Source organism: Psychromicrobium silvestre, from assembly GCF_013408295.1.
Lineage (GTDB): Bacteria > Actinomycetota > Actinomycetes > Actinomycetales > Micrococcaceae > Renibacterium > Renibacterium silvestre.
Genome location: NZ_JACBYQ010000002.1, coordinates 997141 through 1012331 on the forward strand (window position 1 = coordinate 997141; position 15191 = coordinate 1012331).

At 56.4% G+C, this 15191-nt stretch carries 8 protein-coding genes and 3 rRNA genes; 5 read left to right on the forward strand and 6 right to left on the reverse strand.

What is annotated here, in order from left to right:
• The first annotated feature begins 199 nt into the window (after positions 1–199).
• The 4 genes from FHU41_RS12565 (at position 200) to FHU41_RS12580 (ending at position 7302) form a co-directional block, all read left to right on the forward strand.
• Positions 200–1736 (forward strand): 16S ribosomal RNA (locus tag FHU41_RS12565).
• 573 nt (positions 1737–2309) lie between these two features.
• Positions 2310–5435: ribosomal RNA gene (locus FHU41_RS12570) — 23S ribosomal RNA — on the forward strand.
• A gap of 232 nt (positions 5436–5667) precedes the next feature.
• Positions 5668–5784, forward strand: a 5S ribosomal RNA gene (gene rrf / locus FHU41_RS12575).
• The 16S, 23S and 5S rRNA genes sit together here, the layout of an rRNA operon.
• Positions 5785–5934: 150 nt before the next feature.
• Positions 5935–7302 (forward strand): FAD-binding oxidoreductase, encoded by a 1368-nt coding sequence (locus tag FHU41_RS12580; protein WP_179389969.1) that lies wholly within the window; start codon positions 5935–5937, stop codon positions 7300–7302.
• A 284-nt stretch (positions 7303–7586) separates the two neighbouring features.
• Here the strand turns inward: FHU41_RS12580 and FHU41_RS12585 are convergent, their stop codons facing one another.
• From FHU41_RS12585 to otsA, 5 genes are all read right to left on the reverse strand, one after another.
• A complete protein-coding gene (locus FHU41_RS12585) occupies positions 7587–7961 on the reverse strand; it encodes a hypothetical protein (protein ID WP_179389970.1) in 375 nt (124 codons plus the stop codon).
• 71 nt (positions 7962–8032) lie between these two features.
• Positions 8033–9391 (reverse strand): DUF4032 domain-containing protein, encoded by a 1359-nt coding sequence (locus FHU41_RS12590; RefSeq protein ID WP_179389971.1) that lies wholly within the window; start codon positions 9389–9391, stop codon positions 8033–8035.
• 112 nt (positions 9392–9503) lie between these two features.
• Entirely contained in the window at positions 9504–10586 is a 1083-nt protein-coding gene (locus tag FHU41_RS12595) for a sn-glycerol-3-phosphate ABC transporter ATP-binding protein UgpC (protein WP_179389972.1), read from the reverse strand.
• Between the two features lie 103 nt (positions 10587–10689).
• Positions 10690–11475, reverse strand: coding sequence for a trehalose-phosphatase (otsB, locus tag FHU41_RS12600; protein WP_179389973.1), 786 nt, complete (start codon positions 11473–11475; stop codon positions 10690–10692).
• The gene (otsA, locus tag FHU41_RS12605) at positions 11472–12902 is read right to left on the reverse strand and encodes an alpha,alpha-trehalose-phosphate synthase (UDP-forming) (protein WP_179389974.1); all 1431 of its coding nucleotides are present in this window, start codon (positions 12900–12902) and stop codon (positions 11472–11474) included. Before otsA ends, otsB begins: the two co-directional genes overlap by 4 nt.
• A gap of 207 nt (positions 12903–13109) precedes the next feature.
• Between otsA and FHU41_RS12610 the strand changes: the two genes are divergently transcribed.
• On the forward strand, positions 13110–14024 hold the full coding sequence (locus tag FHU41_RS12610; RefSeq protein WP_179389975.1) for a DsbA family protein: 915 nt from the start codon (positions 13110–13112) through the stop codon (positions 14022–14024).
• 293 nt (positions 14025–14317) lie between these two features.
• Here FHU41_RS12610 and FHU41_RS12615 read toward each other — a convergent pair whose 3' ends face one another.
• Positions 14318–15169 carry a hypothetical protein gene (locus FHU41_RS12615; protein ID WP_179389976.1) on the reverse strand — a complete coding sequence of 284 codons (852 nt, stop codon included), beginning with the start codon at positions 15167–15169 and terminating at the stop codon, positions 14318–14320.
• Between the last annotated feature and the right edge of the window lie 22 nt (positions 15170–15191).

Below are 15191 nucleotides of genomic sequence, written 5' to 3' on the forward strand. Positions count from 1 at the left end.
TCGAGAAGGGTAAGTTAGAAAAGTTGCTCCGAACAGCCGTGAAAACGGTAAACGGAGTCGGCCTGTTGTTTGAGAACTCAATAGTGTGTTTTGTTTTTTGTTGATACCAATGTTTTTTGTTTTTGGTATTTGCCTGCTGATGCTGCGCCCCTGTGTGGTGTTGGTGGGTTGATGCTGGGAATCATTTTTTGTAATGAATTTTACGGAGAGTTTGATCCTGGCTCAGGATGAACGCTGGCGGCGTGCTTAACACATGCAAGTCGAACGATGATCTCCAGCTTGCTGGGGGGATTAGTGGCGAACGGGTGAGTAACACGTGAGTAACCTGCCCTTAACTTCGGGATAAGCCTGGGAAACTGGGTCTAATACCGGATACGACCATCGAAGGCATCTTCTGGTGGTGGAAAGATTTTTTGGTTTTGGATGGACTCGCGGCCTATCAGCTAGTCGGTGGGGTAATGGCCTACCGAGGCGACGACGGGTAGCCGGCCTGAGAGGGTGACCGGCCACACTGGGACTGAGACACGGCCCAGACTCCTACGGGAGGCAGCAGTGGGGAATATTGCACAATGGGCGAAAGCCTGATGCAGCGACGCCGCGTGAGGGATGACGGCCTTCGGGTTGTAAACCTCTTTCAGTAGGGAACAAGGCCATCTTTTTGGGTGGTTGAGGGTACTTGCAGAAGAAGCACCGGCTAACTACGTGCCAGCAGCCGCGGTAATACGTAGGGTGCAAGCGTTATCCGGAATTATTGGGCGTAAAGAGCTCGTAGGCGGTTTGTCGCGTCTGTCGTGAAAGTCCGGGGCTCAACTCCGGATCTGCGGTGGGTACGGGCAGACTAGAGTGATGTAGGGGAGACTGGAATTCCTGGTGTAGCGGTGGAATGCGCAGATATCAGGAGGAACACCGATGGCGAAGGCAGGTCTCTGGGCATTAACTGACGCTGAGGAGCGAAAGCATGGGGAGCGAACAGGATTAGATACCCTGGTAGTCCATGCCGTAAACGTTGGGCACTAGGTGTGGGGGACATTCCACGTTCTCCGCGCCGTAGCTAACGCATTAAGTGCCCCGCCTGGGGAGTACGGCCGCAAGGCTAAAACTCAAAGGAATTGACGGGGGCCCGCACAAGCGGCGGAGCATGCGGATTAATTCGATGCAACGCGAAGAACCTTACCAAGGCTTGACATCAACTAGTAAGACCTAGAGATAGGTCCCCCACTTGTGGCTGGTTGACAGGTGGTGCATGGTTGTCGTCAGCTCGTGTCGTGAGATGTTGGGTTAAGTCCCGCAACGAGCGCAACCCTCGTTCTATGTTGCCAGCACGTAATGGTGGGGACTCATAGGAGACTGCCGGGGTCAACTCGGAGGAAGGTGGGGATGACGTCAAATCATCATGCCCCTTATGTCTTGGGCTTCACGCATGCTACAATGGCCGGTACAAAGGGTTGCGATACTGTGAGGTGGAGCTAATCCCAAAAAGCCGGTCTCAGTTCGGATTGGGGTCTGCAACTCGACCCCATGAAGTTGGAGTCGCTAGTAATCGCAGATCAGCAACGCTGCGGTGAATACGTTCCCGGGCCTTGTACACACCGCCCGTCAAGTCACGAAAGTTGGTAACACCCGAAGCCGGTGGCCTAACCCCTTGTGGGAGGGAGCTGTCGAAGGTGGGATTGGCGATTGGGACTAAGTCGTAACAAGGTAGCCGTACCGGAAGGTGCGGCTGGATCACCTCCTTTCTAAGGAGCACCGAACATCTAGCTGCAGAACGCATGTTTTGTGGTGTGGGTGTGAGGAGTTAGCCCATAGCAGGACCGTTCGTGTTCTGGTGGGTGCTCATGGGTGGAATATCAACAACACGTTTTTGTGTAAACAATTGAAGTGAATCTTGTCGTTGTGGTGATGGCTGGGTTTCTTAGTACTACTGATCGGGTTCTTGCTTTCGGGTGAGGGTTTGGTGGGTGTGGAAAAGGGGCTTGGTGGTTGCTGGATGGGGTTGGATGAAACACACTATTGGGGTTCTGAAGCAACAGGACCTTCGGATTTGTGTCCTTTTCCTTTAGGGGGAGGGGGTGTGGGTTTGGGGGGTTTGTTGTTTTGGTTTCCTCTCTTTCACTGATCGCTGGTGATGACTCTTTAGGGGGTTGTTGTTGGTGTGTTGTGAGGGGTGGGGTTGTTGTTTGAGAACTGTATAGTGGACGCGAGCATCTTATAGAAGCATGCCCTTCGCCGCACGTTGATGATGGCTGGCTTTCCCTTTTGAGGGTTGGTTGGTTGTTGGAGTGTTTGGGTGTGTCTTCTGGTTTTTGTTGTTGTAAGTTTTTAAGGGCGCATGGTGGATGCCTTGGCATTAGGAGCCGAAGAAGGACGTAGGAATCTGCGATAAGCCTCGGGGAGTTGATAACCGAACTTTGATCCGAGGATGTCCGAATGGGGAAACCCCGCTGCCTGTTATGGGTAGTGACCCGCAGCTGAACACATAGGCTGTGTGGAGGGAACGTGGGGAAGTGAAACATCTCAGTACCCACAGGAAGAGAAAACAATAGTGATTCCGTCAGTAGTGGCGAGCGAACGCGGATCAGGCTAAACCGTGTCTGTGTGATACCCGGTAGGGGTTGCAGGTACGGGGTTGTGGGACGCATTGTCCTGGTTCTACCGGACTAGGGGGGTGAGTGCACGAGTATAGGTGAACGGTTTTGAATGGCCGGCCATAGAGGGTGGGAGCCCCGTAACTGAAATATTTTGTGCCGCTCTATATGTGTTTCCCAAGTAACACGGGGCCCGAGAAATCCCGTGTGAATCTGTCAGGACCACCTGATAAGCCTAAATACTTCCTAATGACCGATAGCGGACTAGTACCGTGAGGGAAAGGTGAAAAGTACCCCGGGAGGGGAGTGAAATAGTACCTGAAACCATGTGCTTACAAACCGTCAGAGCTAGCTTGTTCTAGTGATGGCGTGCCTTTTGAAGAATGAGCCTGCGAGTTAGTGCTCAGTGGCGAGGTTAACCCGTGTGGGGCAGCCGTAGCGAAAGCGAGTCTGAATAGGGCGTATGAGTCGCTGGGTCTAGACCCGAAGCGGAGTGATCTACCCATGGCCAGGTTGAAGCGACGGTAAGACGTCGTGGAGGACCGAACCCACTTCAGTTGAAAATGGAGGGGATGAGCTGTGGGTAGGGGTGAAAGGCCAATCAAACTCCGTGATAGCTGGTTCTCCCCGAAATGCATTTAGGTGCAGCGTTACGTGTTTCTTACTGGAGGTAGAGCTACTGGATGGCTAATGGGCCCTACAAGGTTACTGACGTCAGCCAAACTCCGAATGCCGGTAAGTGAGAGCGTAGCAGTGAGACTGTGGGGGATAAGCTTCATAGTCGAGAGGGAAACAGCCCAGACCACCAACTAAGGCCCCTAAGCGTGTGCTAAGTGGGAAAGGATGTGGGATTGCTTAGACAACCAGGAGGTTGGCTTAGAAGCAGCCACCCTTGAAAGAGTGCGTAATAGCTCACTGGTCAAGTGATTCCGCGCCGACAATGTAGCGGGGCTCAAGTACACCGCCGAAGTTGTGGATTTCAGATAGTGACAAGCCTTCGTGGTTCAGTCGTCTGGAGTGGTAGGGGAGCGTCGTGTGGGCAGTGAAGTCGCGGTGTAAACCAGCGGTGGAGCCTACACGAGTGAGAATGCAGGCATGAGTAGCGAATGACGGGTGAGAAACCCGTCCGCCGAATGATCAAGGGTTCCAGGGTCAAGCTAATCTGCCCTGGGTAAGTCGGGACCTAAGGCGAGGCCGACAGGCGTAGTCGATGGACAACGGGTTGATATTCCCGTACCGGCGAAAAACCGCCCAAGCTAATCCAGTGATGTTCGATGCCCGAGCCCGGGCCTGTTACACCCTTCGGGGTGTTTGGTTTCGGGGGAGCGTGTTGTTCTTTGATCTGGTGCGGTTAGCGTATTAACAGGTGTGACGCAGGAAGGTAGCCGAGCCGGGCGATGGTTGTCCCGGTCTAAGCAGGTAGGCCGTTTCCTAGGCAAATCCGGGAAACATGAAGGCTGAGACGTGATGGGACCCCCGTAGGGGGGAATTCGGTGATCCTATGCTGCCAAGAAAAGCATCGACGTGAGGTTTTAGCCGCCCGTACCCCAAACCGACACAGGTGATCAGGTAGAGAATACTAAGGCGATCGAGAGAATTATGGTTAAGGAACTCGGCAAAATGCCCCCGTAACTTCGGGAGAAGGGGGGCCCGGACTGTGATGAGAATTTACTTCTCGGAGCGGGCAAGGGCCGCAGAGACCAGGGGGAAGCGACTGTTTACTAAAAACACAGGTCCGTGCGAAGTCGCAAGACGATGTATACGGACTGACTCCTGCCCGGTGCTGGAAGGTTAAGAGGACCGGTTAGCAATTTATTGCGAAGCTGAGAATTTAAGCCCCAGTAAACGGCGGTGGTAACTATAACCATCCTAAGGTAGCGAAATTCCTTGTCGGGTAAGTTCCGACCTGCACGAATGGAGTAACGACTTCCCCGCTGTCTCAACCATAAACTCGGCGAAATTGCAGTACGAGTAAAGATGCTCGTTACGCGCAGCAGGACGGAAAGACCCCGAGACCTTTACTATAGTTTGGTATTGGTGTTCTAAGTGGTTTGTGTAGGATAGGTGGGAGACTTTGAAGCCATGACGCCAGTTATGGTGGAGTCATCGTTGAAATACCACTCTGATCACTTGGGATTCCTAACTTCGGCCCGTAATCCGGGTCAGGGACAGTGCCTGATGGGTAGTTTAACTGGGGCGGTTGCCTCCTAAAAAGTAACGGAGGCGCCCAAAGGTTCCCTCAGCCTGGTTGGCAATCAGGTTTCGAGTGTAAGTGCACAAGGGAGCTTGACTGTGAGAGAGACATCTCGAGCAGGGACGAAAGTCGGGACTAGTGATCCGGCGGCACATTGTGGAATGGCCGTCGCTCAACGGATAAAAGGTACCTCGGGGATAACAGGCTGATCTTGCCCAAGAGTCCATATCGACGGCATGGTTTGGCACCTCGATGTCGGCTCGTCGCATCCTGGGGCTGGAGTAGGTCCCAAGGGTTGGGCTGTTCGCCCATTAAAGCGGTACGCGAGCTGGGTTTAGAACGTCGTGAGACAGTTCGGTCCCTATCCGCTGCGCGCGCAGGAAATTTGAGAAGAGCTGTCCTTAGTACGAGAGGACCGGGACGGACGAACCTCTGGTATGCCAGTTGTACCGCCAGGTGCATGGCTGGTTAGCTACGTTCGGAAGGGATAACCGCTGAAAGCATCTAAGCGGGAAGCCCACTTCGAGATGAGATTTCCATACACTTTATGTGTGAGAGGCCCCCAGCTAGACCACTGGGTTGATAGGCCGGATGTGGAAGCGAGGACTAACGACTCGTGAAGCTGACCGGTACTAATAGGCCGATAACCTACAACACACTTTCTTTATGCGTGAATATAATCCTTCAAAAGAATATTCACACCATGCATGAGAAGAAAACCTGCTTGCACGCGTCCACTCTACGGTCCCCAAACAACAAACCCACCAAAGGGTTAGTTCGTTCAAGGGAAACAACCGTATAACTACATAACACGATACTAAGCACCACAACTCCAACAATTTTCCCACCCACACCCCACCAAAGGGGGTCACGGGTCGGGGTTAGAGTTACGGCGGCCATAGCGTGGGAGAAACGCCCGGACCCATACCGAACCCGGAAGCTAAGACCCACAGCGCCCATGGTACTGCACTCGGAAGGGTGTGGGAGAGTAGGACACCGCCGGACAACCAGTAAAGAGAGCCTCTACGAAGACGTAGAGGCTCTCTTCCTTTAACAAACAACAAACAAACCAACAACCAAACCACCAAACCAATGTGGCAGGCCTGGACAACCACCCAAACCCACCACATTAGCTCTCGGCACTAGACTTGGCTCATGCCTGAGCACAGTGAATTCCTGCATGCCTTGACCTCCTTATTGCCTGCGCAGAGCATTTCTCTGGCCGAGGAGGTCTTGGCCGAATACGCGGTGGATCAGGGCCCGGTGTTGGACCTGCAGCTACCGCTAGCCGTTGTGTGGGCGCGTACTGTTGAGGACGTCCAAGATGTGGTGTTGCTGGCCGCACGACACGGAGTGAGTGTGGTTGGCCGCGGAGCCGGGACCGGGGTCTCCGGCGGTGCACATGCGAGCCGTAACTCTCTGATCCTGAGTTTGGAACGGATGAACCGGATCTTGGACATCAATCCCGAGGATGAGGTGGCCATCGTCGAACCCGGGGTGGTGAACGCTGAGCTGAACGCCGCCGTCGAACCCTATGGCCTAATGTACGCACCGGACCCCGCGAGCTATCGGATGTCCACTATTGGTGGGAACATCGCCACCAACGCTGGCGGTCTGCGCTGCGCTAAGTATGGGGTGACTCGGGATTCGGTCCTAGCCCTTGACGTGGTGCTGGCGGATGGCTCCTTGATTCATACCGGCCATCGCACCTTCAAAGGGGTGGCCGGCTACGATCTGACCAGCCTCTTCGTTGGCTCGGAGGGAACCCTCGGAATAGTGGTGGGGGCGACCGTGCGGTTGAAGTACCTGCCCGTCGATTCCAGGACGCTCGCCATCTTTTTCGATGATTTCCGTACCGCCGCGGCAGGGGTGCTGGCGGTGGGGAAGGCCAGAATCCAGCCTGCCGTGATGGAACTGTTGGACGGTGCTTCTCTGCAGGATATCGATGAGCGGATGCACTCCACGCTACGTAGCAGGGGAGGCGCCTTGCTGTTGATCCAAACCGATGGCTTCGGTGCGGAGGCGGAAGCAGAGGGAGTAGCTGCTGCGGTTGCTCCACTGGGCGGTCGACTGTCCTTTGAGGATCCGGAGGAGGCCGGGCGTTTGCTGGAGTTGCGTAGGAACTCGCGCGGAATGGACGCGGACTTGCAAACCAGGGTGGGGGAGGACATTGCGGTGCCCCGATCCCGACTTGTCGATTACATTGCCGAGACCGAGCAGCTGGCGCTCCGACACCAGGTCAACGTGCGGGTGGTGGCGCACGCTGGGGATGGCAATCTGCACCCCACCTTCTGGACGGAAGATGCCGAGCCACAGAGTATCGCTCGACTCAATGCGGCCTTGGACGAGTCTGTCCAGCTGGCTCTTGAGATGCGCGGAACCATTACCGGTGAGCACGGTATCGGCCAATTCAAGCTGCAATGGCTGAGCCAAGAGCAGAGCCCGGAACTGCGCACTCTGCAGCACCGGCTGAAGGAACTCTTTGATCCCAGCGGACTGTTTAACCCCGGCAAAGCTATTTAATTTCAATCACCGCTTGCCGCAGCCAATGATATATTCATTGGCAGTATTCGTTACGCCGAAATCATGGGAACTTCGTTGAAATTAAAGACCACTGCAATCGCTGGCAAGGCACTTGCTATCGTCGTGCTCAGCGCGGGCGCTGGCCTGGGAATCGGGGCCGCAGCTCATGCCCAGTCGCCAAAACCCCTCCCGTCGCCAAGCAGCACAGCAGGCAGTTCAAGTAGTGTCTCGGTGACGATCTCCGTCCCCCTGCCGACGCTGGCACCCAATCCCACAGCGACGAATCAGCCGGAGCAGAAACAGCAGAAGGCGCCCGTCCCGGTAAAGAAGAACACCCCACAGCCAAGCAGTGCTGTGAGCGTACCCGCTAAGGTTCCCAGCAGCACCCCCAGCGTAAGCTCGGCGGCTCCCAGCACGACGGCGACGACTTCCAGTTCTGCCACTTCCAGCGCCCCGAAAACCAGTTCCCCGACGGCCAGCTCGGCAACACCCACGCCATCGAGCTCGGTCAGTACAGAGTCATTTGATACTTCGAGTCCGGCAGTCCCCGCCGCAGCGGTGCACAGTAATACCGGTGGCCCCAACCTGGTTACCGTGCTACTGATATTGGCAGCAGTTGTGGTTTTGGCTGCGGGAGCATTGGGTGTCTTTGCGCTCAATCGTCCCCGCGCCGCACACCGCTGAAGCGGCCAGGGAAGGCCTGAGCCAGCTCAGCAGGAGGCTAGAGGCCCTAGTCCTCTTCGGAGGCTTCGCCCAGGACCCCGCCCTCTAGCAGCGCCATTGTGTCGGTATCAGCGGTGATGATCAGCGCCGCTTCGTCTCGTCGATGCCGGAGCACGGTGTCGATATAGGATTGCACGGCCTCGGCTAACGGAACATTCCGATCCAGTTTCTCGGAGATGTACCAGCGATGTTCCAGTACTTCGTGGACCACCTCAGCCGGTTCCAGTTTTCCCGATAACTCCCGGGGAATCGAGCGGACAATCGGCTCGAAAACATGCCGCACCCAGGAGTGGGCACTGATTTCCTCGTCCAGTTCGGGGTCGTTATCCGCCCGGCAGGTATCCATATCGTTGAGCAGCCTGCGGGCCTGGTTCTCCTGGGCGTCCAGACCTGTTAGCCGCAGCAGCCTCCGCTGGTGATGGCCGGCGTCGACCACTTTGGGCTGTAGCTGGATGGTAGAACCCTCGGGGTTCGTCTTGATCGCATACTCTTCGACGTCGAAGCCAAGCTCATTAAGCCTGCGGATCCGAGCGCCAACCCGCCAGCGCTCGCCCAGCTCGAAGGACTCCTGATCGGTCAACTCGGCCCAAAGCCGTCGATAGGCGTCCATGATCAATTCGCTGGTGGCCACCGGGTCCACCTCGCCGTCGATCAGCCCGCCCTCCAGCAAGTCCATCAGCTCTCCGGCGATGTTCACTCGAGCGATCTCCAGATCGTATTCGCGTTGGCCGCTGGAAAGATCGGGATAGAGTTCTCCGGTTTCCGCGTCCACCAAGTAGGCGGCGAAGGCCCCAGCATCCCTGCGGAACAGGGTGTTCGAGAGCGAAACATCGCCCCAATAGAAACCAATCAGGTGCAAGCGCACCAAGAGCAGGGCCTGAGCATCGATCAGGCGGGTCAAGGTATCTTTGCGCAACATCTGGGAGAACAGGGCGCGATAGGGCAGGGAGAACTTCAGGTGCCGGGTGACCAGCACCGGGTCCAGGGCAACGCCTTCGACGGTGGTGCGGCCGGTGATAACAGCCACCGGTTCAACGCAGGGCACGTCCAGGCGTTGCAGCTTACGCAACATGTGATACTCATGCCGGGCCACGTGCTCGCTGGTTTCCTTGACCGCGATCACCGAACCGCCCAGGTGCGCGAAACGCACGACGTGCCTGGAGATGCCTCGTGGCAGGGCGGCCAGGTACTCGGTCGGCCAATCCTCCAGCCGCAGATGCCACGGTAGGTCGAGCAATTCGGGATCACTAGCCGCCGCGGTGATATTGAGCGATCCGAGCACCGATGCAGGCGGGGCGGATTCGCGCGGCAATTTGCCGAGCTGCTCGAAATCGGTGGGTTCGTCTCGCCATTGGGCGTCGGTCATGATTTTTCTTTCATAGGACGGCAATGGCTCTGGACTTCATTACGCCTAAGCGGAGTGAAGTCCAGAGCCATCTTAGCTAGCTACCTAAAGCTGGATATTGAATCCGACTCCGTTAGTCGCCCAGGCGCAGGCCGGAGCTGCTATCGAACAGGTGCACATGGCCCTGCTGCGGACGAACGTGCACGGTGTCACCCTTCATCGGTGGCCGACGGCCATCAACTCGAGCGACGATGTCATGTTCCTTGCCATCCAGTGTGGTGTGGCCGTAGATGTAAGCGTCAGCGCCGAGCTCTTCGACAACATCCACCTCGACCGGCAAGCCTTCGCCGCTCGGATCGGTTTCCAGATCTTCGGGGCGAACGCCCAAGGTCACCGTGTTACCGGCTGCATCGTTCAGCACCTCACGCTTAACCGGGTAGACCACGCCGCCGAACTTCACGCCGTCGTCAACGGTAGGTAGCTCCAATAGGTTCATTGCAGGAGAACCGATGAAGCCGGCCACGAAGACGTTCTGCGGGCGATCGTAAAGGTTGCGGGGGGTGTCTACCTGCTGCAACAGACCGTCCTTGAGCACGGCAACCCGATCACCCATGGTCATGGCCTCAACCTGGTCGTGGGTGACGTAGACCGTGGTGACGCCGAGACGACGAGTCAGGGAAGCGATCTGAGTACGGGTTTGCACGCGCAGCTTGGCGTCCAGGTTAGAGAGCGGCTCATCCATCAGGAACACCTGAGGGTTACGGACGATCGCCCGGCCCATCGCGACGCGCTGACGTTGACCACCGGAGAGAGCCTTCGGCTTGCGGTCCAAATAGGGTTCGAGGTCAAGCAGCTTTGCCGCCTCGCGAACGCGCTGAGCCCGCTCTTCCTTGCTGACGCCGGCGATCTTGAGCGCAAAGCCCATATTGTCGGCAACCGTCATGTGCGGGTAGAGCGCGTAGTTCTGGAAGACCATAGCGATATCGCGGTCCTTCGGAGGCATATCGGTAACGTCGCGGTCACCAATCAGAATCCGGCCGGCGTTGACATCCTCAAGCCCGGCCAGCATCCGCAGCGAAGTGGATTTTCCGCAGCCAGAGGGGCCGACCAAAACCAGGAACTCGCCATCTGCGATATCAATGTTGAGCTTGTCAACGGCGGGCTTATCGGTGCCCGGGTACAAGCGGGTTGCATTATCAAAAGTAACTGTAGCCACAGTTATCTATCCCTTCATCGGCAGGTACGTGCCGAACGATCCGTAGTGAATGGTTGATATTCAGTTGTAGGTCAACTATCGCACACTTATCGAGTGAGCCGCATCACATGACGGGTGCCGAATTATTTGCCGTTCGGCGGAGGCGCAGGATGGTTTTCAGCAGTTCCGGGGTATCTCGAACCGAACCGATCCGGTAGGCGGCTGCAGTGGGTCCGTCGCCGACCTTGATCCCGACGTCGGCCCCGCTCAGGGCGCGGAAACCATCCTCATCGGTGGTGTCGTCCCCGGCGAAGAGTACCGCCGTCGGCCTACTGATGGAGCGAAGCAGATCCAGCCCTTGCCCCTTATCTACCTGCAACACGCTGAGCTCCAGCACCCGCTTGCCCTCCTGTAGGTGAGCACCAAGCTCGCTCAAAGCGGCTTTGGCTGCCGAGACCGCCTGCTCGGCTACGTCAGGGGAGGCTTGCCTGGTGTGCAGCACAACACCGGCGGGCTTGAGTTCCACCGTGGTGCCCTGATGCTCGCTGGCGACTTTTTGGATCAGCTCGACGCCCTGCCCGAGCAATTCCTGCTGCGCCGGCTCCAATTGCAGTGGAGCTTGTCCGGGGCCGAACCAGGTTTCTGCGCCGTGGCTACCGATGAGCAGTGTGCTGGCGGGTGGGGAGGCTACCGAACGAAGGCTATCCAAGGCTCGTCCCGAGATGAGGGCGGTGATGGTATCCGGCAGCTCGGCGAGTTCCGCGAAGGCAGCGGCGCTCGCGGGTAACGGTCTCGCGTCCTCTGCTCGTGGGACCAAGGGCGAAAGGGTGCCATCGAAGTCCAAGGCAATGAGCAGCCGCTCGGTGCGGCACAGTGTGTTGAGCGCATGAGCGAGTTCCGCGGAAATCATGTCTTTGAACGCAGACTACTCAGGAACTCCTGTGACCAGCGTTCCACATCGTGGTCCAGGATCTGTCGGCGCATCAACCGCATTCTCCGGGCAGACTCAGAGGCGCTAATCTCCACGGCGGCCATCATCGAATCCTTGAGCCCGTCGATATCGTGCGGGTTGATCAGTAGAGCCTGGCGGAGCTGATCAGCGGCTCCGGTAAATTCGCTCAGCACTAGTGCGCCGTCGTTATTTGCTCGAGTGGCCACATACTCTTTGGCCACCAAGTTCATTCCATCGCGTAGCGCGGTGACCAGCATGACGTCGGCAGCCAGGTATAGGGCGACCATCTCCGCCAGCGGATAACTGTGGTGCAGATAGCGCACCGCGGTGTGCTGGATGGTGTCGAAGGTGCCGTTGATCCTGCCGACCGTACCCTCCACCTCTTCGCGGAGCATCCGGTAGCTCTCCACGCGTTCCCGGCTGGGGCTAGCCACCTGAATAAGGGTGACATCCCCAACATTCAGTCTGCCCTCTTCAAGCAATTCGCTGAAAGCCTTGAGCCGATGCCGGATCCCCTTGGTGTAGTCCAATCGGTCCACGCCAAGGAGCACCGTTTTCGGATTGCCCAGGTCCCTTCGGATCTGCTTGGCGCGTTCTTGCACCTCGGGAGTGGCCGCCAGAGCCGAGATCTGAGCTGTGTCGATGGAGATGGGGAAAGCCCCAGCGCGGACAGTTCGCTCACCGATGGTGATCTGATTCTGTTTGACCGTGGCATTGACGTAACGGCGCACGCAGCGCAGGAAATTGCTGGCGTCATTAGGGCGCTGGAAGCCAAGCAAATCGGCTCCTAGCAAACCCTCCAGCAGGGCTCGTCGCCAGGGTAACTGCGCGTAGATCTCCAGTGGGGGGAAGGGGATATGGTTGAAAAACCCAATCTGCAGATCGGGGCGAGCCTCCCGTAAGTATTTTGGTACCAGCTGAAGTTGGTAGTCCTGTACCCACACGATGGCTCCCTGTGCAGCGGAGTGGGCGACGGCGTCGGCGAACCTCTTATTGACCGTGCGGTAAGCCTCCCACCAAGTACGGTGAAACTCAGGAGGGGCGATCACATCGTGATAGAGGGGCCACAATGTAGCGTTGGCGAAACCTTCGTAGTAAAGCTCGACTTCTTCCGCGCTAAGTTCTACCGGGATGAGCTTCATGTTCTCGTGGCCGAAGGCGTCGAGCTTCTCACCGGGGGCGCCATGCCAACCGACCCAGGCGCCGTCGGACTTAGCCATCACGGGGCCAAGCGCGGTCACTAAGCCGCCCGGCGAGCGTCGCCAATCGTCCTTGCCGTCCGCATTCCGGACCCGGTCCACCGGTAGCCGGTTTGAAACCACAATGAAGTCGAATTCTTTGGCATTCTTTTTGGTGCTTTTCTTGGTTTTGCCAGTAGCTGGCATCACATGCTCCCTGCCTTTGGTTCCAATAACAGCTTATCTGGTGTTGCCAACGGCCGATATAGCGGCAAGAAATGGACCCTATTCCGCTGGGTGGCTGCTGTGGGTTTCCTCCCCTGGAGCGCACTGATGCGGTATCGTCCGTGAATTGCCCCTAAAATGAGAGGGTTGACTATTCACGGCGTGAGCCGCGCACAGACATGAGGAACGATGAGTTCACAGAACCAACCGAAGATGACCAAAGCCGAGCGCACTGCGGCAGCACGTGAACAGGCCAGGCTGATTCGTGAGGCAGCAGCCAAAAAGCAGAAACGCAATGGCTGGCTCATCCGGGGCGGCGTCCTGGTTGCTGTCGTAGCGATTATTGCCGTGGTCGCGCTGATCGTGGTGACCAATATGCAGAACAATGCTCCGATTGCCGATAAGGGGCCGGTCCCAGCGAACATGAACACCTACGGCGGTGCCGTGATCGGTAAAGATGGCAAGCTCATCCCTCCTGCGCAAGCTGCTGGAGATGTGGACAAGACCACTATCTCGGCTTTGCCTACAGCTGCACCGACTGCGATGACCGATCTCAGCGGCATAGGAGTTGCGGCAACTGCTAAGGGCAAGCCTGTTCAGGTAGTGATTTATCTGGACTTCATGTGCCCGTTTTGCAACGATTTCGAGAAAACCAACTCAACTGTGCTGAAAGACTTGGCCAACGCCGGAAGCATCACTTACGAGTATCGTCCGATTACCATTCTTGACAGTTCTTCAGCCGGAACGAACTATTCTTCACGAGCTGCTGCTGCTGCTGCTGCAGTCGCCGCGACCGCCCCCGACAAGTACGTGGACTTTGTCGGTAAGCTCTATGAGAACCAGCCCCAGGAGAACAGCACTGGTCTTACTAATGACCAGCTCAAGCAGTTCGCAAAGGACCTTGGCGCCAACATTGACTCGGCCGTGGACAGTCGAACCTATCGTCCATTAGTGGCCTACACCAACCAGCTCGCGCTGGCACACGGTCTGAAGGGGACGCCTACGATCCTGGTTGATGGTCAAACGTATCAAGGTACGTCTCAGACAAATTACTCGGATTTCAAGGACTTCGTGCAGAGCGTTATTACTGCTAAGAACAAGTAAAGGTCGGTAGGCGGCTCAGCGACTGGGGCTGAAGCAGATAGATATCAGGCAGCTTGTGAGTGACCCATGTACTGCAGTGGTTCATCGATTACAAGAGCCAAGTCGTCTAGATGTTCTGAAAGTGAATGCCACGTCGTGAGTAATTGAAAGACAGCGGTGTATCCGCCAGGCTACCGGGGTCAATAAAACGCCCGTTCTCCAAGTAGATCTTTTGGAGAACGGGCGTTTTATTGACCAATTCTGGAACTATGCAACTGCGGGAATGGCCGTGAAGAGCAGGAACAGGGCTGAACCTAGCTAGCCTTTACCAGGTTGGCGAGCTGCGTTTTGAACCCGTCTAGTTGAGCCTTGTATTGAGCTATGTACGCCTTATCATAGGCGGCCTGAACAGCCAACGCAGATCCGACAAGATTGACGTTAGACTTACATTTTTTATCTGCTGCAGCGACTGCAATCTCTTCTTTACTTGGCACAGTACCCGACCTCCATTTCAAGTCGGATACTGCGGAGATCGGAGTCGCGTAGCTCAAACCCTCGCTTGTCATGCAAGAGCTCCATTGCCCAGCGATAGAGGCGAACCGAGTATCTTGGAGTGGAATTAGCGGTCCACCATTTGGAAGTATTTCTTGCCCGAGGTAACCTAGGAAGCCCAAATTCGAGGAGACAGACTTCTTTGCCTCATCGTCGCAGGATTTAAAGACCTCATCGGGGACATTTCCTTTTGTGAGTTCCAAACCTTTGAAGTCGGAAGGATACCGGTAGCCGTCTTTAGCTGGTTGTGCTGGGTCAAAAAATCCCCATAGATCGGATCGGACACTCCGGTTACGTATCCCAAACTTGATAAAGTCGAGCAACTTTGAATCTGAAACATTTTTTGCGTACTCCTGTGGAAGTCCATTTTTGGCGTAGCAGGAGTTCGTTGTACGTATTTGTAGCCTTGCTAGCGACAAGACCTCCGACGCTGTTGGTAGATACGCGTCAATCGGCCTGCTGATTTGGGACACTTCGGAGATGCTCTGGGCCTTCTCAAGTGGAGGCTCGGAGCTCGGGCTGCCGGCATTATTCTGCTGACAGCCCGAGACGAGCAACACAGAGAAGATAGCCGGAATAAGTAAGGCTTTCCTTCTAGTTATTGAGTAAATCACAGTATCTGGTTACCTATGAGTC

Excerpts from the sequence above, each read along its gene's own strand:
- FHU41_RS12580 (WP_179389969.1), top strand. The coding sequence starts at position 5,935 with ATGCCTGAGCACAGTGAATTCCTGCATGCCTTGACCTCCTTATTGCCT.
- FHU41_RS12590 (WP_179389971.1), bottom strand. The coding sequence starts at position 9,391 with ATGACCGACGCCCAATGGCGAGACGAACCCACCGATTTCGAGCAGCTC.
- otsB (WP_179389973.1), bottom strand. The coding sequence starts at position 11,475 with ATGATTTCCGCGGAACTCGCTCATGCGCTCAACACACTGTGCCGCACC.
- otsA (WP_179389974.1), bottom strand. The coding sequence starts at position 12,902 with ATGCCAGCTACTGGCAAAACCAAGAAAAGCACCAAAAAGAATGCCAAA.
- FHU41_RS12610 (WP_179389975.1), top strand. The coding sequence starts at position 13,110 with ATGAGTTCACAGAACCAACCGAAGATGACCAAAGCCGAGCGCACTGCG.